The sequence below is a fragment of the Burkholderia sp. MS389 genome, from assembly GCF_016899425.1.
GTDB lineage: Bacteria > Pseudomonadota > Gammaproteobacteria > Burkholderiales > Burkholderiaceae > Burkholderia > Burkholderia sola.
In genome coordinates, this window is the sequence record NZ_CP045994.1 from 870,942 (window position 1) to 891,449 (window position 20,508).

The window sequence follows — 20,508 nt, forward strand, 5'->3', positions numbered from 1 at the left end:
AAAAATGGCGGCCGAAAGGGCCGCCTCGTTGACTTGATATTAGCAGTGCGCGCCGCGCTCGGCTTGCCGTTTCACTCATATGGTTATCCCGTTCCCGAGCGCGCGATCAGGGTTTACGTTGATTTCACTATTCGTAATTGGTTTTACTATTCGTAAATCCAGGATTTGTCGCCGATCAAGAAACGCGGCAGGCAGGCGCCGAGAAACGGCGCCGTTCAAGAATCAACAGGAGCAAGGAGCGAGACGTGGCGGTTGACAGGACAGGCGGGCGCACGCGCCGGCGGCAGACGGACGGGACGACGGGCGCGGCGGTGCGCGCACGGCGCGGTTGACGCGCGGATGGCGACCATGAGCATCGATTACCAGACGCTGAAATTCGAGTACCGCGCCCGCGTGCACGACGCGGCCGTCCACCCGGTGATCGTCGTCGGCGCGGGCCCGGTGGGCCTCGCGGCCGCGATCGATCTCGCTCAGCACGGCGTGCCGGTCGTGCTGCTCGACGACGACGACACGCTGTCGACCGGCTCGCGCGCGATCTGCTTCGCGAAGCGCACGCTCGAGATCTTCGACCGGCTCGGCTGCGGCGAGCGCTTCGTCGACAAGGGCGTGAGCTGGCACGTCGGCAAGGTGTTCCTGCAGGACGAGCAGCTTTACGCGTTCGACCTGCTGCCCGAGGAAGGGCATGCGCGCCCGGCGTTCATCAACCTGCAGCAGTACTACGTCGAAGGCTATCTGGCCGATCGCGCGTTCGAACTGCCGAACATCGACATCCGCTGGAAGCACAAGGTGACGGGCGTCGACCAGTCGGCCGAACACGCGGTGCTGACGATCGAGACGCCGGACGGCGTCGCGACGCTGCGCGCGCAGTACGTGATCGCGGCCGACGGCTCGCGCAGCCCGATGCGCACGATGATGGGCCTGGAAAGCCGCGGCCGCACGTTCAAGGACCGCTTCCTGATCGCCGACGTGAAGATGAAGGCGGAGTTTCCGACCGAGCGATGGTTCTGGTTCGATCCGCCGTTTCACCGCAACCAGTCGGTGCTGCTGCATCGCCAGCCGGACAACGTGTGGCGCATCGACTTCCAGCTCGGCTGGGATGCCGATCCGGTCGCCGAGAAGCAGCCGGAGCGCGTGATTCCGCGCGTGCGGGCGCTGCTCGGCCCGGATGTCGAGTTCGAGCTCGAGTGGGTGAGCGTCTACACGTTCCGCTGCCAGCGGATGGACACGTTCCGCCACGGCCGCGTGCTGTTCGCGGGCGATTCCGCGCACGGCGTGTCGCCGTTCGGCGCGCGCGGCGCGAACAGCGGCGTGCAGGATGCGGACAACCTCGCGTGGAAGCTGAAGCTGGTGCTCGACGGCCGTGCACACGATCGCCTGCTCGACACCTATGCAAGCGAGCGCGAGTTCGCGGCCGACGAGAACATCCGCAACTCGACGCGCTCGACCGACTTCATCACGCCGAAGAGCACGGTGTCGCGCGTGTTCCGCGATGCGACGCTGAAGCTTGCGCGCGACTGCGAGTTCGCGCGCAAGCTGGTGAACAGCGGGCGCCTGTCGGTGCCGGCCGTGCTGGCCGATTCGCCGCTCAACACGCCGGACCGCAACGGCGACACGTTTGCAGGCGCGATGCGGCCGGGCGCGGCGGCGGCCGATGCGCCGGTGCGCGTGCAGGGTGCGCCGGGCTGGCTGCTGCAGCATCTGTGCGGTGGCTTTACCGGCGTGCTGTTCGGCTTGCCGGGCGACGCGGCCGCGCTCGCGCAGGCCGTCGACGGCCTCGCGCTGCCGGTGCGGCCGGTCCTCGTCGTGCCGGCCGGGCACGCGCAGCCGGTGGCCGGCATCGACGTCGTGGAGGACGTCGACGGCCTCGCCGCGCGGCGCTACGACGCGCAGCCCGGCACGTTCTACCTGCTGCGTCCCGACCAGCACGTGTGCGCACGCACGCGCACGCTCGACCGTCAGGCGATCGCCGACGCACTGGCGCGCGCGACCTGCGCATGCTGAATACGATAAAGACACCGGAGACACCGTCATGCCCCCACTCGACACCCGCCCGCGCCTGGCCGACCCCGACGCGTTCTACGAAGCGCTGATCGACATGCATCGCGACCTGTCGGATGCCGACAGCCAGCTCGTCAACGCGAAGCTGATCCTGCTGCTCGCGAACCAGGTCGGCGACGCCGACGTGCTGCGCGAAGCGATGGCGCTCGCGCGCCAGGGCGTGACGCCGCCCGTGCATCCGGCCGCCGAGGTCGAGCAATGAGCGCGGCGGCCGATACGCGCGTGCTCGAAGTCGAGCGCGTGATCGACGAGACCCATCGCCCGGGCTTTCACGCGATGCTGCTCGCGCTGTGCGGGCTGTGCCTCGTGATCGACGGTTTCGATGCGCAGGCGATGGGCTACGTCGCGCCGAGCGTGATCGCCGAATGGGGCGTGCCGAAGCAGGCGCTCGGCCCCGTGTTCAGCGCGAGCCTGTTCGGGATGCTGCTCGGCGCGCTCGGGCTGTCGGTGCTGGCCGACCGGATCGGGCGGCGCCCGGTGCTGATCGGCTCGACGCTGTTCTTCGCGGTGACGATGCTCGCGACGCCGTTCGCGAGCTCGATCCCCGTGCTGATGGCGCTGCGCTTCGTCACGGGCCTCGGCCTCGGCTGCATCATGCCGAACGCGATGGCGCTGGTCGGCGAGTTCAGCCCCGCCACGCATCGCGTGAAGCGGATGATGATCGTGTCGTGCGGCTTCACGCTCGGCGCGGCGATCGGCGGCTTCATCAGCGCGGCGCTGATTCCGGCGCTCGGCTGGCGTTCGGTGTTTTTCGTCGGCGGCGCGGTGCCGCTCGTGCTGACGATCGCGATGGTCGCGCGGCTGCCCGAATCGCTGCAGTTCCTGGTGCTGAAAGGGCGCGTCGCGCAGGCGCGCGACTGGCTCGCACGGTTCGCGCCGCAAGCCGGCATCGATGCGAATACGCGGCTCGTCGTGCGTGAACGTGCAGCGAGCGGTGCGCCGGTGGCCGAGCTGTTCCGCCATGGCCGCCTGCCGGTCACGCTGCTGCTGTGGTCGATCAGCTTCATGAACCTGATCGACCTGTACTTCCTGTCGAACTGGCTGCCGACCGTGATGCGCGAAGCCGGCTATTCGCCGGGCACGGCGGTGATCGTCGGCACGGTGCTGCAGACGGGCGGCGTGATCGGCACGCTGTCGCTCGGCTGGTTCATCGAACGTTACGGCTTCGTGCGCGTGCTGTTCGCCTGCTTCGCGTGCGCGGCCGTGTCGGTGGGACTGATCGGCTCGGTCGCGCATGCGTTGCCGTGGCTGCTGGTGGTCGTGTTCGCGGGCGGCTTCTGCGTGGTCGGCGGACAGCCGGCCGTGAACGCGCTCGCGGGCCAGTATTACCCGACGTCGCTGCGCTCGACGGGCATCGGCTGGAGCCTCGGCATCGGCCGGATCGGCTCGGTGCTCGGGCCGCTCGTCGGCGGACAACTGATTGCGCTCAACTGGTCCAACGGCGCGCTGTTCCACGCGGCCGCGGTGCCGGTGCTGTGCTCGGCGCTGTTCGTGCTGAGCCTGGCCGGTGTGACGCGGCGCAACGGCGCGCTGGCGCCGAACGCCGCGATGAATTGATGGAGAAAGGAAAACGATGACGCTTGACCTGTCGAAACCGGCGACCGCCGGCTACCTGAGCGGTTTCGCGAACGAATTCGCGACCGAGGCGCTGCCCGGCGCGCTGCCGCACGGCCGCAACTCGCCGCAGCGCGCGCCGTACGGGCTGTACGCGGAGCAACTGTCGGGCACCGCGTTCACCGCGCCGCGCGGCCACAACCGCCGTTCGTGGCTGTACCGGGTCCGTCCGGCCGCCGTGCACCGACCGTTCGAGCCGTACGCGGGCACGCAGCGGCTCGTGTCGGAATTCGGCGATTCGACCGACGTGCCGCCGACGCCGCCAAACCAGCTGCGCTGGGATCCGCTGCCGATGCCGGTCGAGCCGACCGATTTCGTCGATGGCCTCGTGACGATGGCCGGCAACGGGTCGGCCGCGGCGATGAACGGCTGCGCGATCCACCTGTATGCGGCCAACCGGTCGATGCAGGACCGCTTCTTCTACAGCGCGGACGGCGAGCTGCTGATCGTGCCGCAGCAGGGGCGGCTCTTCATCGCGACCGAGTTCGGCCGGCTCGACGTCGAGCCGTTCGAGATCGCGGTGATTCCGCGCGGCGTGCGTTTTGCCGTCGCGCTGCCGGATGGCGACGCGCGCGGCTACATCTGCGAAAACTTCGGCGCGCTGCTGCGCCTCCCGGATCTCGGCCCGATCGGCTCGAACGGGCTCGCGAACCCGCGCGACTTCCTGACGCCGCAGGCCGCGTACGAGGATCGCGAAGGCGCGTTCGAGTTGATCGCGAAGCTGAACGGCCGGTTGTGGCGCGCGGACATCGGCCATTCGCCGCTCGACGTCGTCGCGTGGCACGGCAACTACGCGCCGTATAAATACGACCTGCGCCTGTTCAACACGATCGGCTCGATCAGCTTCGACCATCCCGATCCGTCGATCTTCCTCGTGCTGCAGTCACAGAGCGACACGCCGGGCGTCGACACGATCGATTTCGTGATCTTCCCGCCGCGCTGGCTCGCGGCCGAGGATACGTTCCGCCCGCCCTGGTTCCACCGCAACGTCGCGAGCGAGTTCATGGGGCTCGTGCACGGCGCGTACGACGCGAAGGCCGAGGGCTTCGTGCCGGGCGGCGCGAGCCTGCACAACTGCATGTCGGGCCACGGGCCCGATGCGGACACGTTCGAGAAGGCGTCGGCGAGCGACACGACGAAGCCGCACAAGGTCGACGCGACGATGGCGTTCATGTTCGAAACCCGCACGCTGATCCGGCCGACGCGCTACGCGCTCGACACCGCGCAGCTGCAGGCCGACTACTTCGAATGCTGGCAAGGCATCAAGAAACACTTCAATCCGGAGCAAAAGTGAGCGATACCCAAGACTGGCGCGCGACGCTCGACCCGGCTCGCAAGAGCTGGATCGATACCGCGAACGATCCCGCCTGCGATTTCCCGATCCAGAACCTGCCGTTCGGGATCTTCAGCGATGCGAAGCAGGGCGCGCGCCGTGCGGGCGTCGCGCTCGGCGACCAGATCGTCGATCTCGCGGCGCTCGCGCGTGCGGGCCTCGTGACGCTGCCGGCCGGCGCCGATGTATTTGCCGCGCCGACGCTCAACGCGTTCATCGCGCTCGGCCGCGACGCGTGGCGCAGCGTGCGCGTGCAGCTGTCGGCGCTGTTCTCGCGCGACAACGCGACGCTGCGTGACGATGCGGCGCTGCGCGCGCAGGTGCTCGTCGCGCAGCGCGACGCGACGCTGCATCTGCCGGTCGACATCCCCGGCTACACCGATTTCTATTCGTCGAAGGAGCATGCGACCAACGTCGGCTCGATGTTCCGCGATCCGAAGAACGCGCTGCTGCCGAACTGGTCGGAGATGCCGATCGGCTACAACGGCCGCGCGTCGTCGGTGGTCGTGAGCGGCACGCCGGTGCGGCGCCCGAACGGGCAACTGAAGCTGCCCGACCAGGAGCGTCCGGTGTTCGGCGCGTGCCGCAAGCTCGACATCGAACTGGAAACGGGCTTCATCGTCGGCAAGAACAACGCGCTCGGCGAGCCGATCGCGTGCGAGGACGCGGAAGCGCATATCTTCGGGATGGTGCTGCTGAACGACTGGAGCGCGCGCGACATTCAGCAGTGGGAATACGTGCCGCTCGGCCCGTTCAACTCGAAGGGGTTCGCGACGACGATCTCGCCGTGGATCGTCACGCTCGACGCGCTCGAACCGTTCCGCGTCGCGCAGCCGGAGCAGTCGCCGCAGCCGCTCGCGTATTTGCGGCATGCGGGCAAGCATGCGTTCGATATCGCGCTGGAAGTGACGCTGCGGGCGGAGGGCGCGGCCGACGCGACGTCGATCTGCCGCACGAACTTCAGGCACATGTACTGGACGATGGCGCAGCAGCTTGCGCATCACACGGTCGCCGGCTGCAACACGCGCGTGGGTGACCTGATGGGTTCGGGCACGATCAGCGGGCCGACCAAGGATTCGTTCGGCAGCCTGCTCGAACTGACGTGGAACGGCAAGGAGCCGGTCGCGCTGAACGGCGGCGGCAGCCGCACGTTCATCGAGGACGGCGATGAGCTTACGCTCGCCGGCTGGTGCCAGGGCGACGGCTATCGCGTCGGCTTCGGCGCGTGTGTAGGCAGGATTTTGCCGGCGCGCGGCGCGTGACGGATCGCAGCGCCGGACGTTACGTGTAGGCTACGCGTCGTCCGGAAGGACAGGGCGGCCCGCGTTGCGCGGGCCGTTTTTCGTTGACCGCGGGACGGGCACGAGCGGGCCGAGGCGTATCGGTGCATGGTGCTGCGCGCCAACGCCAACGCCAATTTGCATCAGACCGCGCGCTGCACCGCTGCGCGTCCCTCCCACAACGCGGCCGCAACGAACGCGGCCACGCACGCGACCAGCACGCCGACCAGCGCGTTGCTGCCCAGTTGCTCCATCAACGCGCCGGCCACCAGCGGGCCGCCGAAGCTCGCGGCGCTCCACGACGCCGACACGAGCGAGCTCGCGGTGACGAGCGCCGCCCCGCGGAAACGCTCGCCGCACGCGACGAGCGACAGCGTGTAGATGCTGCCGGCCGCCGCGCCGAGCACGAACAGCAGCGGCCAGCACAGCCACGGATTCGCGATCACGAACGGCAGTAGCGGCAGGCCGGCCAGCACGATCCAGCCCGCGCCGAGGTGCACGCGTTCGCGGCCGAGCTTGTCCGCGAGCCAGCCAATCGGGAACTGCATCGCGGTATCGCCGAACAGCATGATCGACGCGAGCAGCACGGCGGTCGCGCTCGCGACGCCGTGATCCATCGCATAGAGCGGCAGCAGCGACAGCGCGAGCGTGTCGAACAGCGCGAAGAAGCCGGTGCCGATGATCAGCGCGGGCATGCGCGGCAGCACGTCGAGCCAGCGGCCGTGCGCTTCGTGATGCGCGTCGTCGCCGGCGAGCGGCGCACGGCGGATCGTCGCGAGCGTCGGCAGCGCAAGCAGGAACAGCGCGCCGCACAGCGCGAAGCGGAGGCTCGTCGCGCCGGCGATCTGGCTGACGAGCACGGGGCCGGCCATCTGGAACAGCGTGAAATTGGTCGCGTAGATCGCGACCACGCGGCCGCGCGTCGAATCCTCGGCGAGCTGGTTGACCCACGCTTCGCCGATCGTGAACAGCAGCATCAGCGCGGCGCCGCACAGCACGCGCAGCACGCCCCACAGGATCAGGTTCGACGTGAACTGCATCAGCGCGGTGGCGGCCGCGAGCAGCACGACCGACACGACGATCGCGCGGCGCGCACCGATGTGCCGCGCGAGCGCGGTGACGAACGGGACGACCGCGAGGCCGCCGAGGGCCTGCGCGGCGGTCAGCATGCCGACGACGTGGGTGCCGTGCCCGGCTTCGGTCAGTGCAAGTGCGGTGAGCGGCAGTGTGGCGCCGGTGCCGAGGCCGACGACCGCGACGCTCAGGATCAGCGCGAGGAAATCGCGATTGAGAATGGCTTTCATCGGCCGCGATGCTACACCGCGACCGGTGAAAGGTCCATGAAGGCCGTCAGGTTCGGATGGCGTTGTGTCCGCAACGATCTCAGCAGGGTTGCGTCACACGTATTCGGTCGGCACGACCACCGGCCGGCGTTCGAGCGACGCCGACCACAGCGTGAGCGCGAGCGCCGCGACGGCCATCGCGACGCCGACCCACGGCAGGCTCACGAGCGACACGCCGGAGCCGATCGCCATCCCGCCGAGCCATGCGCCGGTCGCGTTGCCGAGGTTGAACGCGCCCTGGTTCAGCGTCGACGCGAGGTTCGGCGCGTCGCTCGCGCGATCGACGATCATGATCTGCAGCGGCGGCACGATCGCGAACGCGAGGATGCCCCACACGAAAACCGTCGCGAGCGCGGCGAACGGCAGATGCATCGTGCCGGCGAACAGCGCGAGGACGATGCCGATCAGCGCGAGCGTCGCGATCAGCGACGGCATCCGGCGCCAGTCGGCGAGCTTGCCGCCGAGCGTGCCGCCGACCGTCAGGCCGAGTCCGAACAGCAGCAGCACGTAGGTGACCTGATGCGGCGAGAAGCCGGTCACGTCCTCGAGGATCGGCGCGATGTACGTGAACACGCTGAACAGGCTCGCGGACGCGAGCACGCTGATGCCGAGCACCATCAGCACCTGCGGGTGCTTCAGCACGCTGAATTCGCGCGTGATGCTGGTGTCGGGCATCGCGAGGTTTTTCGGCAGGCACACCGCGAGCACGGCGGCCGCGGCGATGCCGATGCCGGTGACGGCCCAGAACGTCGCGCGCCAGCCGAACGCCTGGCCGAGCGCGGTGCCGAGCGGCACGCCGAGCACGTTCGCGAGCGTGAGGCCGGTGAACATCAGCGCGATCGCCTGCGCGCGGCGGTTCGGCGCGACGAGGTTGCTCGCGACCACCGAACCGATGCCGAAGAACGCCCCGTGGCAAAACGCGGTGACGACGCGCGCGGCCATCAGCACCGCGTAGCCGGGCGCGATCGCGCAGAACAGGTTGCCGGCGATGAACAGTCCGATCAGCCCCATCAGCGCACGCTTGCGCGGCATCTTCGCGGTGACGATCGCGAGGATCGGCGCGCCGATCGTCACGCCGAGCGCGTAGCCCGACACGAGCATCCCGGCGGCCGGGATCGACACGCCGAGGTCGCGCGCGACATTGGGCAGCAGCCCCATGATCACGAATTCGGTGGTACCGATTCCAAATGCGGCGACGGCAAGGGCGAAAAGAGGCAGGGGCATCGCGGTAGGCTCGGGAAAGGATGCCGCTCGAGCCGGGCGCGGGATGCGCGGGACGGGCGGTCGATGAGGCGAGAGTCAGCCGCGATTCTACTTCAGTGAAAACCCTGATGCTTGGGGCCAAAATGGGTGTTGCCGGCGTGCGACGGGGCGGCGCGCAGGGTGCTCACAGTGTGGGATCGACGGCGATTCAGCAGCGAGGCGACGGCTGCGGCCGAATGTGGATCAGGCGATGCGTTCGGGCGACCCGTCGGCCATCGCATCCGATGGTTTTTTCTTTTCAGTCTCGACTGGCGCCGCCGCCGATCCGGCCCCGTCGATCGCCGCCGGCTCGTCCCAGCCGTTCTCGAACAGGCATGCTTCGATCGGCATCCGCGCGGCCCAGCGTTCTTCTTCGAGCATCGGCTTCGCGTAGAACGCGTCGACGTGCCCGACGCAGAGCACGGCGATCGGCTTCGCGCCGTCGGGCATCCGCAGCAGCGTGCGCAGCGCATCGACGTCGAACAACGACACCCAGCCCATCCCGAGCCCTTCGGCGCGCGCCGCGAGCCACATGTTCTGGATCGCGCACGCGGCGGAGGCCAGATCCATCTCCGGCAGCGTGCGGCGGCCGAACACGTGGCGTTCGCGGCCGTCGGCGAGCGCGACGACCAGCAACTCGCCGCATTCGCGCACACCTTCGACCTTCAGCCGCATGAATTCGTCCTGGCGCTCGCCGAGTGCGTCGGCGGTCGCGCGGCGCTCGGCGTCGACCAGCGCATGAATGGCGGTGCGCAAGGCGGGATCGGTGATGCGGATGAAGCGCCACGGCTGCATGAAGCCCACGCTCGGCGCGTGGTGCGCCGCGCGCAGCAGCCGCGCGAGCACGGCCGGATCGACGGGCGCCGGCGTGAAGTGACGCATGTCGCGCCGTTCGAAGATGGCGCGGTAGACAGCGGCGAGGTCGGAGTCGGCGAAACGCATGAGCGGACAAGGCAGGGAAGGACGTCGGCGCAACGATAGCAGACCGCGCGCTCGAAACGTTACTTCAACCGAAACAATGCGCTGAATTGTGGACGAAGGTGAGTGCGCTTCGCGGCGCGAGGCGTAAGCAAACGATTGCGAATGCGCCGCAAGCCCTCAAATGGGCGGTTTTTCAGCGATTTGCAATTACGACGTTCTGCGGCGTCCGCGCATGCCACGCCTCGATGTTCAGCAGCGTCGTGTGCGCGATCTCGGCCAGCGCCTCGCGCGTGAAGAACGCCTGGTGCGACGTGACGATCACGTTCGGGAACGTCAGCAGGCGCGCGAGCACGTCGTCCTGCAGCGGCAGGTCCGAGTGATCCTCGAAGAACAGCCCGCTTTCCTCCTCGTACACGTCCAGCCCGAGATGGCCGAGCTGGCCGCTCTTGAGCGCGTCGATCAGCGCCTGCGCATCGACGAGGCCGCCGCGCCCCGTGTTGATCAGCATCGCGCCGTGCTTCATCCGCGCGAGCGTGCGTTCGTTGATCAGGTGGTGCGTCGACGGCAGCAGCGGGCAATGCAGGCTGACGATGTCGGCGTGATGCAGCAGCTCGTCGAGTTCGACGTAGCGCGCGCCGAACGCGATCAGCTCGTCGTCGTACGGCGGCACCGAGTGCGCGAGCACGTGCATCCCGAAGCCCATCATGATCTTCGCGAACACGCTGCCGATGATGCCGGTGCCGATCACGCCGACGGTCTTGCCGTGGAGGTCGAAGCCGAGCAGGCCGTTCAGCGAGAAATCGCCTTCGCGCGTGCGCGCGACCGCGCGCGGCAGGCGGCGGTTGAGCGCGAGGATCAGCGCGACCGCGTGCTCGGCCACCGCGTGCGGCGAATACGCGGGCACGCGCACGACCGTGATGCCGAGCCGTTCGGCGGCGGCGAGGTCGACGTGGTTGAAGCCCGCCGAGCGCAGCGCGATCAGCCGCGTGCCGCCGTCGGCGAGCCGTTCGAGCACGGCCGCGTCGACGGTGTCGTTGACGAACGGGCAGACGACGTCATAGCCGTGCGCGAGGATCGCCGTTTCCGCGTCGAGGTGCGACGGCTGGAAGTGCAGCCGATAGCCGAACTGCCGGTTGGCGGCGGTGAACGAATCGTCGTCGTACTGCCGGCTGCTGAACAGGATCACGCGCACGCTGCACCTCCGATGGCTGACGCGCGCAGTTTACTGCAGGCCCGTGACGATGTCGGAGCGTTCGGGGCCGCGCACCGGCCGCAGGAAGTCGTAGTCCGTCTGCCCGCGGGCGGCCGGCGCGCCGAAGTGCTCGAGCGCGTGCTCGACGAAGCTGCGCGTCCGGGCCGGCACGTACTGGCGGTTCGGATAGACGAGCGACAACTGCGCGTCGGGATCGTCGATCCGGTAGCCGGCCATCAGCCGCACGAGCGTGCCGTGGTTGAGCGCGTCGGCCACGCACGGCTCGGGCAGCACCGCGATGCCGGCACCGGCCACGGCCGCCGCCTGCACGAGCGCGAGCTGATTGACCGTGCAGGCCGGGCGCACCGTGACCGTATGGGCGACGCCGTCGTGACCGACGAGTTGCCACGTCGGCGCGTGCTGGTGCGCCGCGAGCGTGACCCAGTCGTGGCCCGGCAGGTCGTCGGGCACGCGCGGCTCGCCGCGGCGGTCGAGATACGCGGGCGCCGCGCACGCGACGAACGGGTTCGGCGCGAGCGCATGGCCGATCAGCGACGGGTTGCCGTCGAGCCGGGTGCCCGTGACGATGCCGACGTCGTAGCCCGAATCGAGCACGTCGAGCGGCCCTTCGGCGACGGTCAGCTGCACGCGCAGCTCCGGGTAGCGGTGCCGGAAGCTGCTGACGAGCGGCGTCAGCGCGAGCGGCGACAGCAGCCCCGACGCGACGACGCGCAGCGTGCCGGCCGGTTCGCGCACGGCATGCGCGACGGACGATTCGAGGTGGTCGAATTCCTCGAGCAACGCACGGCAACCGTCGAGGTAGCGTACGCCGGCCTCGGTAAGCGACAGGTTGCGCGTGGTGCGATGGATCAGCCGTGTGTTCAGGTGGCCCTCGAGCATCGCGATCGAACGCGTGACGAGCGCATTGGACACGCCGAGATGGTGCGCCGCGCGCCGGAAGCTTTGCTGCTCGGCGACGCAGACGAATACACGCATGGTCTGAATCTGGTTCATGGCTTGCGTATTTCTGGCCCGGTTGATTGATTTTGGTTGTGATTTATCGCCGCGCAACGTCGAAAGCGCATCGCGCGGCCCCAGCTCTCCCTCGTCTCGAAAATAGAATTTTCGATTCCGCAGATGATTGTTCAATAAAGAACAGATATCCGTCAACCTGAGAAAACGGGCGGCTTGCGTAAAATCGAAATCGCGAGTACCCGTTTAACGCTGCAATGCAGCAAGCGCGGGGCGGCAAAACCGGCATGGTATTGGAGTATGCGCGGTTTCTTGAAAAATATCTTTTTTAATCAGTATGTTGGGAGAAATTTGGCAGCCCGTGGCGCAGCGCTTTCGGCGTCGTTCCCCAATACATGCTGCAATAGTGGATGTTTTTTCCACGTTCGGATTTTGTGTATCGCATTCGTTCCGCGATTTGTATCAGGTGGTCGGTACATTTCGTTCCATCCGCGAATGAGGCTGAACTGCCGTTTTCGACGAATCATCTCGATATTGGCGGAGAAAATCGTGCGTTCGGAACCCCGAGTGGAACCGTTTCGCGGCCGGCAGGCAATCCCTTTTCAATCCGGCCAGCCATCGCGGGCGCGGTGTGCGGCCGGCTGGCCCGGTCCGGCGACCGGGCCACCGTCGCGCTGTCCGGACGTGCGCGCCTCTTGCGCGAGGCGGCGGAACACGGAATGATCGATGAGTTGGCCGCGCCGTGCTACGGGCGTCCGGGCACTTCCTTTCCTCATCCTTTTCCAGCCATGTCCATCGATTATTCGCCGATTCCCTGTCCCGTCGTCGTGCCGCTCGACGCGATCCTGCCCGAAGAACCGCTGCTGATGATGGGAGCCGGCCCGGTGCCGATCCCGGCCGCGGTGGCCAAGGCGAACACGATCGTGATCAACCACCTCGGCGCGACGATGGCGAAGATCATCGAGCAGGTGAAGGAGATGGCGCGCTACGTGTTCCAGACCCGCACGAAGTGGGTGCTCGGCGTCGCGGGCCCGGGCTCGGCCGCGATGGAAATGGCGATCTCGAACCTCGCCTGGCGCGGCACGCGCGTGCTGTCGATCCGCAACGGCTTCTTCAGCGCGCGGATGGCCGAGATGGCCACGCGCGTCGGCGCCGACGTCGCGACGCTCGAAGTGGCCGACCGCGCGGTCGCGAGCCTCGACGAGATCGCCGACGCGATCGCCCGCGAGCAGCCCGAAATCGTCACGATCGTGCAGGGCGAGACGTCGAACACCGTCTGGAACCGCGACCTGCGCGACATCGCCGCGCTCGCGAAGGCGGCCGGCGCGCTGGTGGTCGTCGACGCGGTGTGCACGCTGTCGACGATGCCGCTCGAGATGGATGCGTGGGGCATCGACGCGGTGATCACCGGCGGCCAGAAGGGGCTGTCGTCGATCCCCGGCGTGTCGCTGATCGCGTTCTCCGATGCCGCGTGGGACCGCATGAAGCATCGCCCCGAGCCGAACGCGCACTGGTGCCTCGACATGGCGCTCGCGGAGAACTTCTGGCACAACGCCGGCTATCACTACACGGCGCCCGTGTCGGGCGTGCTCGCGCTGCACGAGGCGCTGCGGCTCGTCTGCGCGGAGACGCTCGAAAGCCGCTTCGCGCGCCACCTGCGCTGCTCGCTGGCGCTGCAGGCGGGCGTCGAATCGATGGGGCTCAAGCTCTATGCGCCGAAGGACTGCCGGCTCAATTCGGTGGTCGGGATCGAGACGCCCGAGGGGCTCACGCCCGGGATGGTCTGCGGCCATATCTCGAAGCAGTACCAGGTCGAGATCTCCGGCTCGTTCGGCTTGCCGATCGTGCGGATCGGGCAGATGGGCGAGCAGTGCCGCGAACACAACCTGTTCCGCACGCTGCATGCGTTCGGCCGCACGATGGTCGACCTGAAGGTGCCGGTCGACCTGCCGGCCGGCGTCGCGGCGCTCGAACAGGAACTGTCGCGGCGCGGCGCGTAAGCGGGAGCAGCGAGGAAACGAGGAAGCGGGCCGCGCTCAGCGGCCCTGCATCGCGCGCCGGTACGTATTCGGCGTCGTGCCGTGCGCGTCGCGAAAGCGATGGCTGAAGTGGCCGGCGTTCGCGTAGCCGCAGTCGGCCGCGATCTGCGCGAGCGGCAGCGCCGTCGTGCGCAGCAGCTCGCGGGCGCGGGCAAGCCGTTGCTCGGCCACCCATGCGTGCGGCGCGCGGCCGAACGACAGCCGGAACATCCGCGAGAAATGGTATTCGGACAGCGCGGCAACCTCGGCGAGTTCGCCGAGCGTCAGCGGCTGCGTGAGATACGTGTCGATGTAGTCGCGCACGCGGCGGCGCACGGCCGGCGCGAGCCCGCCGCGGAACGACGTGTCGGTGCGCGTCGTGCTCTGCCCGCGCAGCAGCAGGCTCAGCACGTCGTGCGCGGTCTCGTTCACGCGCAGCCGGTCGTCCGCATCGTCCCAGCCGTCGAGCGCGAGCGAGCGCAGCAGCGCCGCGACGCGCGCATCCTCGAAATAGGTGCGATCGGCGAGCTTCAGCTCGCGCGGTTCGCGATCGAGCTCGCGGATCGCGCGCTGCGTGAAGTGCTCGGGCAGGAAATACAGGTGGATGAAATGCATTTCGCCGCGCACCCACCAGCGCGATTCGTGGTCACCCGGCAACGCGCACAGCAGGCTCGGCGCGCCGTAGCGCGGCACGCGCTGGCGCTCGGTCCGGTAGCCGCCGTCGAGGTAGCACGACAGCGTGTGGTGGCCGGGCTGCTCGTAGACCGTCTCGCTTTCGTCGGTGATCCGCGTCCATTCGGCGATCGCGAGGTGGTCGCCGAGCCACGCGAAGCGCTCGAGCGTCGCGTTCGCGTCGGCGAGCGTGCGGCACACCGACTGCAGGCCGAACGGCAGATCGCCGCCAGCCAGGGCGGTGGTGCGGTCGACGGGCGGGGCGCAGAGGGAGAGACTCATGATGGGCCGAGTATAAGCGGGCGCGCGGCGCCGCGTGCGGCGTCCCGAAAAAGACCGCAATTCCGGACAATCGGCGCGCGCGGGGCGACGGCATAGTCGGGATCCCGATTCACCCGATTGTCAGGAACGCCGCCATGAACCTGTCGCTTTATTTCGTCACCGTGCTGATCTGGGGCACCACCTGGATCGCGATCAAGTGGCAGCTCGGCTCGGTGCCGCCGCCCGTGTCGATCGCGTGGCGCTTCTGGCTCGCGGCCGCCGTGCTGTTCGCGCTGCTGCGCGTGATGCGCCGCCCGGTGCGCCCCCCGCGCGAAGCGTGGCGCTTTCTCGTCGCGCAGGGCTTCGCGCTGTTCTGCCTGAATTTCCTGTGTTTCTACTATGCGGAGCAGGTCGTGCCGAGCGGGCTCGTCGCGGTGATCTTCTCGACCGCGCCGCTGCTGAACTCGATCAACGGCCGGCTGTTCATGGGCCGCCCGCTGCGGCCGTCGGCGATCGCCGGCGCGCTGCTCGGCCTGACCGGCATCGCGTGCCTGTTCTGGCAGCAGATGGCTGGCCATCTCGACGACCACGCGACGTGGACGGGGCTCGCGATCGCGTTCGCCGGCACGATGTGCTTCTCGGCAGGCAACCTGCTGTCGAGCCGGATGCAGTCGATGGGGCTGCACCCGCTCGCGACCAACGGCTGGGCGATGCTGATCGGCGCGGCGATCCTGACCGTCGGCGCCGCGGTGGCCGGGATGCCGTTCACGCTCGACACGAGCCCGCGCTATCTCGGCGCGCTCGCGTACCTCGCCGTGCCGGGCTCGGTGATCGGTTTCACCGCGTACCTGACGCTCGTCGGCCGGATCGGGCCGGAGCGCGCCGCGTACTGCACGGTGCTGTTCCCGATCGTCGCGCTGGCCGTGTCGACGGTGTTCGAGGGCTACCAGTGGTCGCCCCTCGCGGTGATCGGGCTGCTGCTCGTGGTGGCCGGCAATCTCGTCGCGTTCGACCTCACGCGGCGGTTGTTTCTGCGGACGGCGTGACGGCGTTCGCGGCTGCGCGAACCCGCGATCGAGGAAACCGGCGAACGGTTGATTTGGTTGACACGGTTGACTTTGTTTCGATTCAAGGCTACGCTCGATCATTCCGGTAGTGACGGGAGGTGATGATGATTGCGCGGGCTCATACGCTGGAAGGAACGGCCGTCGTTCTTGATGTCGAGACGGAGGAAGCGCTGCGCAGCGCCGTCGGCGCGGCGACCATGCTCGGCCCCGATCGCGCGCGGGCGCTGCTCAGCCTGTCCGACGAGCAATTGGGGCACCTGTTCAAGGTCGGCATCGCGCAGGTCATCGATCTGGCCGGCACGATCACGTTCGGCATCGCCGCTGCGGCGACGCGCGACAGGCCGGCCCGCGGGAAGAAGCGGGCGGCGGCAGTCGCCGCCGCCGATCCGGAGCGGCAGGTGCAGGCCGAACGGCGCATGCTGGTCGCCGACGGCAAGCTGCTGCCCGCCGCGCAGACATGGGCCGGCCTCGGCATGACGCGGCAGGCGCTCAGCAAGGCCGTGGCGTCCGGCCGGATCTTCACGGTCGATGTCGGCGCCGCACAGTACTACCCGGCCTTCTACCTGGCGGGAGATATCGATCGGAAGACGTTGGGCCGGGTGACCCAATGTCTGGGCGGTTTGCCGGGATGGAGCAAATGGCAGTTCTTCACGACGCCGAAGGCATCGCTGGGCAACGTCACGCCGCTCGTCGCGCTGTCGCGCGGGAAGGTGGGTGAAGTCGAGCGCGCCGCCACGGCGTTCGCCGAGCGCTAGGCGGCCCGTTTGCTGACGGCGCCAGGAGCACATTTCGCGAGCGCGACACTGGTGACTCGCGAAGTTGCGCCGACGGCGCTGCTGCGCATCTCGCGATTCGCGACGGGCGAGCCGTACTTCGGCAAGTCGGGCGGCAACCGCTTCGACGATCCACGCAAGCGACGGCGGTACGGCACCAGCTATTTCGGCTTCGATCTGCATTGCGCATTCGCCGAGACGGTGCTGCACGACGAAGTCGCCGATCTGGCGCTGGGCGGTTTCCCGCTCGTGACGACCGAACTCGATCGCTACGTCCTTTCGTTTGGCGGCGCGCCGCTGACCGTCGCCGTCCTGCACGGCTTGCCACTGAAGAATCTCGGGGGTGACGGCGCGTTGTCGACCATCGCACCGTACGACGTTCCGCAACAGTGGTCGCTTGCCGTCCACCGGCATCCCCGTCGCGTCGACGGGTTTTTATACATGTCGCGCCATCTCAACACGTCGGAAGCGCTCGTGCTGTTCGATCGTGCCGAACCGAAGCTCTCGCTCGGGCGCGCCGTTCCGTTCAGGCGTCATCCCGATGCGGCCCGCGTATTGCGGGACTTCAACGTACTGCTGCGTTGACGCGTGTGGCGCGTGACCCACGCGCCAACGCGCGCATCCCTCTCACGCCGCCGCGCCGCTCCCCGCCACGCGCGCCTGCCGCTGGTACAGCACCATCGACAGCGCGACGCCCGCGGCCGCGGCCACCGCCGCGAACAGGAACACCTGCGGATAGCCGAACGCACCGGCCACATAGCCGGCGAGCGGGCCGGTGATGCCGAGCGACAGGTCGAGGAACACCGAATACGCGGACAGCGCCGCGCCGCGGCTCGCGGGCGGCACCAGCGCGACGGCCTCGACGCCGAGCGCCGGGAAGATCAGCGCGAAGCCGAAGCCCGTCAGCGCGGCGCCGACGAGCGCGACGTGCGGCACCGGCGCGAGCCACAGCAGCAAAAGGCCCGCGGATTCGAACGCGAACGACACGATCGCGACGCGGAAGCCGCCGTAGGTCTTGATCGTGTTCGCGAACAGCAAGCGCGCGCCGATGAACAGCGTGCCGAACACGGTCAGCGACAGCGCGGCGTTCGGCCAGTGGCGCGCCGCGTAGTACAGCGTGACGAACGTCGCGATCGAGCCGAAGCCGGCCGAACCGAGCGCGAGGCCGAGGCCGTGCGGCAGCACGCGCGTGAACACGCTCGCATACGACATCCGTTCGCCGTGCACGAGCGGCACCGGCGCGATCGGGCGAGCGAGGGTGAAGCCGAGCGCGGCCAGCGCGATCACGATCACGCCGATCAGTGCCGGATTCAGCGTATGCGCGATCGCGACGCCGACCGGCGCGCCGAGCGCGAGCGCGCCGTAGGTCGCGATGCCGTTCCACGAGATCACCTTCGCGTTGTGCGCGACGCCGACCCGGCCGATGCCCCACAGGATCGCGCCGGTGCCGCACAGGCTTTCGCCGACGCCGAGCACGAGCCGGCTCGCGACCAGCAGCACGAGGCTCGCGACCGGCCAGTGCGCGAGCAGCAGCGCGACCAGCAGCAGCACGCCCGACACGCCGCAGCCGACCAGCCCGCGCAGCACCGTCTGCTTCGGCCCGAGCGTATCGGCGAGGCGCCCGGCGAGCGGCCGCGACGCGAGCGTCGCGAAATACTGGACGCTGATCGCCCCGCCCGCGACGATCGCGGAAAAGCCGAGGTCGTCGTGGACGAAGCCGGGCAGCACCGCGAGCGGCAGGCCGATGGTCAGGTAGCAGATGAACGTGAAGCAGACGACGGACACGATTTGCAGCGTGACCGCAAACCCGCTGCGCGGCGGTGTGGCGGAATCGGATGACATGGGGTCGGAACGAATGGCGGAGCGGACGGAAAACGGCGGAAAAGGGAATCGGGATTTTCCCATGGAACCGGTTTTCCCGCAGGTACCGTTTAGTTAACTGCGCCCCGTTCGTAGAGAGGACCGCCGGTCACGGGGGCAGGGACGGACGGAGCGCCCCGTCCGGCAAGGGCGTCAGCCGGCCGGGCGCGCATATCGCGGCAGTTATATGAGCCGCATGCGTGATGGGCTATGGGTTGCGGAATTTGACGGTGATAGCGTGCAAACTGTCGGAAAAACGTCGGTCGAGCGCTCCGCGCAGGCCGCCTTGCCCCCCATTTGAAGAAACACCGAGACATGAGTGAGCCGATCCGCTTCTACCATCGTCACGCGATCCGCGAAGTCAGCGGCGCGGACGTGACCCGCACCGTGCTGCAATACCTGCGCGAGGACGCGCATTGCACCGGCACCAAGGAAGGCTGTGCGGAAGGCGACTGCGGCGCGTGCACGGTCGTCGTCGGCGAGCTGACCGACGCCGGCGCGGTCGAGTTCAAGGCCGTCAACGCATGCATCCAGTTCCTGCCGACGCTCGACGGCAAGGCGCTGCTCACGGTCGAGGACCTGCGCCGGCCGGACGGTTCGCTGCACCCGGTGCAGCAGGCGATGGTCGATTGCCACGGGTCGCAGTGCGGCTTCTGCACGCCCGGCTTCGTGATGTCGATGTGGGCGCTGTACGAGAAGCACGGCCACGAAGGCTGCGGCAGTGCGTGCGCGAAGGCGAAGGACGTGCCGACGCGCACCGAGATCGCCGATGCGCTGACGGGCAACCTGTGCCGCTGTACCGGCTATCGCCCGATCGTCGATGCGGCGGTGCGGATGTTCGATGCGACCGGCGAAGCCGCGCCGCAGCCGGCCGCGCCGGTCGACACGGCCGCGCTCGCCCGCACGCTCGCATCGCTCAAGCGCGACGACACGTTCGACTACGCGACGGTCAACGGCGCGCGCTTCGCGGCGCCGCGCACGCTCGACGCGCTGGCCGCGCTGAAGGCCGAGCGTCCCGACGCGCGCATTCTCGCGGGCAGCACCGACATCGGCCTGTGGGTCACCAAGCAGATGCGCCGCCTCGACGACCTGATCTACGTCGGCCAGATCGCCGAACTGCAGCAGGTCGTGCACGGCGACGACTGGATCGGGATCGGCGCGGGCGTGACGGTCGAAAAGGCCTATGCGGCGCTCGCCGGAACCTATCCGGAACTGACCGAGATGTGGAAGCGCTTCGCGTCGCTGCCGATCCGCAACGCGGGCACGCTCGGCGGCAACGTCGCGAACGGCTCGCCGATCGGCGATTCGATGCCGGGCCTGATCGCGCTCGGCGCACGCGTCGTGCTGCGCGGCGGCGACACGGTGCGCGAGCTGCCGCTCGAGGCGCTGTACACCGGTTATCAACAAAAGGACCTGGCGCCGCACGAATTCGTCGTCGGCGTGAAGGTGCCGACCCGCACCGGCGCCCGTGCAAAGCTGCAGTTCCGCACGTACAAGCTGTCGAAGCGGTTCGATTCGGACATCTCGGCCGTGTGCGCGGCGTTCGCGTTCATCGCGGACGGCGACAGGATCCGCGAGCCGCGCATCGCGTTCGGCGGGATGGCCGCGACGCCGAAGCGCGCTGCCCATACGGAAGCCGTGCTCGACGGCGCGCAGTGGCACGAAGCCACCGCGCAGGCCGCGATGCAGGCGCTCGAGCGCGACTACCAGCCGCTGTCCGACATGCGCGCAACCAGCACGTATCGCCTCGATGCCGCGAAGAACCTGATGTTCCGATTCTGGCTGGAGACGCGCCCGCACGACCCGCTGCCGCCGCAGGCGCTGAACGTGCGCGAAGTGGCCGCCGAAGCAGGCGCTGAAGTTGCCGACGACGCGGCACGCGTCTGACGACGGAGAACACCG

General features: G+C 68.6%; 17 protein-coding genes. 10 read left to right on the forward strand and 7 right to left on the reverse strand.

Translation table 11 applies throughout. The annotated features are described in order from the left end of the window. Positions 1 to 339 precede the first annotated feature (339 nt). Genes GJG85_RS04035 through fahA form a run of 5 tightly spaced genes read left to right on the forward strand, consistent with a single transcriptional unit; the run spans position 340 to position 6,267 of the window. Positions 340 to 2,001: an FAD-dependent oxidoreductase gene (locus tag GJG85_RS04035; RefSeq protein ID WP_050011727.1), complete on the forward strand. Its 1,662-nt coding sequence runs from the start codon at positions 340 to 342 to the stop codon at positions 1,999 to 2,001. 28 nt (positions 2,002 to 2,029) lie between these two features. Beyond that, entirely contained in the window at positions 2,030 to 2,260 is a 231-nt protein-coding gene (locus tag GJG85_RS04040; RefSeq protein ID WP_050011726.1) for a DUF2783 domain-containing protein, read from the forward strand. After that, positions 2,257 to 3,615, forward strand: coding sequence for an aromatic acid/H+ symport family MFS transporter (locus tag GJG85_RS04045; RefSeq protein WP_204383677.1), 1,359 nt, complete (start codon positions 2,257 to 2,259; stop codon positions 3,613 to 3,615). Before GJG85_RS04040 ends, GJG85_RS04045 begins: the two co-directional genes overlap by 4 nt. 16 nt (positions 3,616 to 3,631) lie before the next feature. Next, positions 3,632 to 4,966 carry a homogentisate 1,2-dioxygenase gene (gene hmgA / locus GJG85_RS04050; protein ID WP_050011724.1) on the forward strand — a complete coding sequence of 445 codons (1,335 nt, stop codon included), beginning with the start codon at positions 3,632 to 3,634 and terminating at the stop codon, positions 4,964 to 4,966. After that, on the forward strand, positions 4,963 to 6,267 hold the full coding sequence (gene fahA, locus GJG85_RS04055) for a fumarylacetoacetase (protein WP_050011723.1): 1,305 nt from the start codon (positions 4,963 to 4,965) through the stop codon (positions 6,265 to 6,267). The genes hmgA and fahA overlap by 4 nt, the downstream gene beginning before the upstream one ends. Before the next feature lie 161 nt (positions 6,268 to 6,428). On the opposite strand, the gene GJG85_RS04060 is transcribed toward fahA, so the two are convergent. From GJG85_RS04060 to GJG85_RS04080, 5 genes are all read right to left on the reverse strand, one after another. Further along, entirely contained in the window at positions 6,429 to 7,589 is a 1,161-nt protein-coding gene (locus GJG85_RS04060; protein ID WP_050011722.1) for an MFS transporter, read from the reverse strand. Between the two features lie 93 nt (positions 7,590 to 7,682). After that, the gene (locus GJG85_RS04065; RefSeq protein ID WP_050011721.1) at positions 7,683 to 8,852 is read right to left on the reverse strand and encodes an MFS transporter; all 1,170 of its coding nucleotides are present in this window, start codon (positions 8,850 to 8,852) and stop codon (positions 7,683 to 7,685) included. Positions 8,853 to 9,074: 222 nt separating this feature from the next. Then, complete coding sequence (gene bluB / locus GJG85_RS04070; protein ID WP_204383684.1) at positions 9,075 to 9,812, reverse strand: 5,6-dimethylbenzimidazole synthase; 738 nt, start codon at positions 9,810 to 9,812, stop codon at positions 9,075 to 9,077. Positions 9,813 to 9,984: 172 nt separating this feature from the next. Further along, complete coding sequence (locus GJG85_RS04075) at positions 9,985 to 10,983, reverse strand: 2-hydroxyacid dehydrogenase (RefSeq protein ID WP_050011719.1); 999 nt, start codon at positions 10,981 to 10,983, stop codon at positions 9,985 to 9,987. Between the two features lie 30 nt (positions 10,984 to 11,013). Beyond that, on the reverse strand, positions 11,014 to 11,997 hold the full coding sequence (locus GJG85_RS04080) for a LysR family transcriptional regulator (RefSeq protein WP_050011718.1): 984 nt from the start codon (positions 11,995 to 11,997) through the stop codon (positions 11,014 to 11,016). 746 nt (positions 11,998 to 12,743) lie between these two features. On the opposite strand from GJG85_RS04080, the gene GJG85_RS04085 reads away from it, so the two are divergent. Next, on the forward strand, positions 12,744 to 13,955 hold the full coding sequence (locus GJG85_RS04085) for an alanine--glyoxylate aminotransferase family protein (RefSeq protein WP_050011717.1): 1,212 nt from the start codon (positions 12,744 to 12,746) through the stop codon (positions 13,953 to 13,955). Positions 13,956 to 13,991: 36 nt separating this feature from the next. Here GJG85_RS04085 and GJG85_RS04090 read toward each other — a convergent pair whose 3' ends face one another. Further along, positions 13,992 to 14,927 (reverse strand): AraC family transcriptional regulator, encoded by a 936-nt coding sequence (locus tag GJG85_RS04090; RefSeq protein ID WP_050011716.1) that lies wholly within the window; start codon positions 14,925 to 14,927, stop codon positions 13,992 to 13,994. 134 nt (positions 14,928 to 15,061) lie between these two features. Between GJG85_RS04090 and GJG85_RS04095 the strand changes: the two genes are divergently transcribed. The 3 genes from GJG85_RS04095 to GJG85_RS04105 all read left to right on the forward strand — a co-directional run bounded on the left by GJG85_RS04095 (position 15,062) and on the right by GJG85_RS04105 (position 17,331). Then, a complete protein-coding gene (locus GJG85_RS04095) occupies positions 15,062 to 15,952 on the forward strand; it encodes an EamA family transporter (protein ID WP_050011715.1) in 891 nt (296 codons plus the stop codon). A gap of 122 nt (positions 15,953 to 16,074) precedes the next feature. Continuing rightward, positions 16,075 to 16,728: a hypothetical protein gene (locus tag GJG85_RS04100; protein ID WP_235356148.1), complete on the forward strand. Its 654-nt coding sequence runs from the start codon at positions 16,075 to 16,077 to the stop codon at positions 16,726 to 16,728. Between the two features lie 51 nt (positions 16,729 to 16,779). Continuing rightward, positions 16,780 to 17,331 carry an RES family NAD+ phosphorylase gene (locus GJG85_RS04105; RefSeq protein WP_239468925.1) on the forward strand — a complete coding sequence of 184 codons (552 nt, stop codon included), beginning with the start codon at positions 16,780 to 16,782 and terminating at the stop codon, positions 17,329 to 17,331. Positions 17,332 to 17,373: 42 nt separating this feature from the next. On the opposite strand, the gene GJG85_RS04110 is transcribed toward GJG85_RS04105, so the two are convergent. Further along, positions 17,374 to 18,588, reverse strand: a complete 1,215-nt coding sequence (locus tag GJG85_RS04110; protein WP_050011713.1) for an MFS transporter — start codon at positions 18,586 to 18,588, stop codon at positions 17,374 to 17,376. Positions 18,589 to 18,921: 333 nt separating this feature from the next. Here GJG85_RS04110 and xdhA point away from each other — a divergent pair, with 333 nt between their 5' ends. Continuing rightward, positions 18,922 to 20,493, forward strand: a complete 1,572-nt coding sequence (gene xdhA, locus GJG85_RS04115) for a xanthine dehydrogenase small subunit (protein ID WP_204383685.1) — start codon at positions 18,922 to 18,924, stop codon at positions 20,491 to 20,493. Positions 20,494 to 20,508: the final 15 nt, after the last annotated feature.

Coding starts and splice junctions, on each gene's coding strand:
- GJG85_RS04045 (WP_204383677.1), top strand. CDS start 2,257: ATGAGCGCGGCGGCCGATACGCGCGTGCTCGAAGTCGAGCGCGTGATC.
- hmgA (WP_050011724.1), top strand. CDS start 3,632: ATGACGCTTGACCTGTCGAAACCGGCGACCGCCGGCTACCTGAGCGGT.
- bluB (WP_204383684.1), bottom strand. CDS start 9,812: ATGCGTTTCGCCGACTCCGACCTCGCCGCTGTCTACCGCGCCATCTTC.
- GJG85_RS04085 (WP_050011717.1), top strand. CDS start 12,744: ATGTCCATCGATTATTCGCCGATTCCCTGTCCCGTCGTCGTGCCGCTC.
- GJG85_RS04090 (WP_050011716.1), bottom strand. CDS start 14,927: ATGAGTCTCTCCCTCTGCGCCCCGCCCGTCGACCGCACCACCGCCCTG.
- GJG85_RS04095 (WP_050011715.1), top strand. CDS start 15,062: ATGAACCTGTCGCTTTATTTCGTCACCGTGCTGATCTGGGGCACCACC.
- GJG85_RS04040 (WP_050011726.1), top strand. CDS start 2,030: ATGCCCCCACTCGACACCCGCCCGCGCCTGGCCGACCCCGACGCGTTC.
- GJG85_RS04080 (WP_050011718.1), bottom strand. CDS start 11,997: ATGAACCAGATTCAGACCATGCGTGTATTCGTCTGCGTCGCCGAGCAG.
- GJG85_RS04065 (WP_050011721.1), bottom strand. CDS start 8,852: ATGCCCCTGCCTCTTTTCGCCCTTGCCGTCGCCGCATTTGGAATCGGT.
- GJG85_RS04060 (WP_050011722.1), bottom strand. CDS start 7,589: ATGAAAGCCATTCTCAATCGCGATTTCCTCGCGCTGATCCTGAGCGTC.
- GJG85_RS04035 (WP_050011727.1), top strand. CDS start 340: ATGGCGACCATGAGCATCGATTACCAGACGCTGAAATTCGAGTACCGC.
- xdhA (WP_204383685.1), top strand. CDS start 18,922: ATGAGTGAGCCGATCCGCTTCTACCATCGTCACGCGATCCGCGAAGTC.
- GJG85_RS04110 (WP_050011713.1), bottom strand. CDS start 18,588: ATGTCATCCGATTCCGCCACACCGCCGCGCAGCGGGTTTGCGGTCACG.
- GJG85_RS04100 (WP_235356148.1), top strand. CDS start 16,075: ATGATGATTGCGCGGGCTCATACGCTGGAAGGAACGGCCGTCGTTCTT.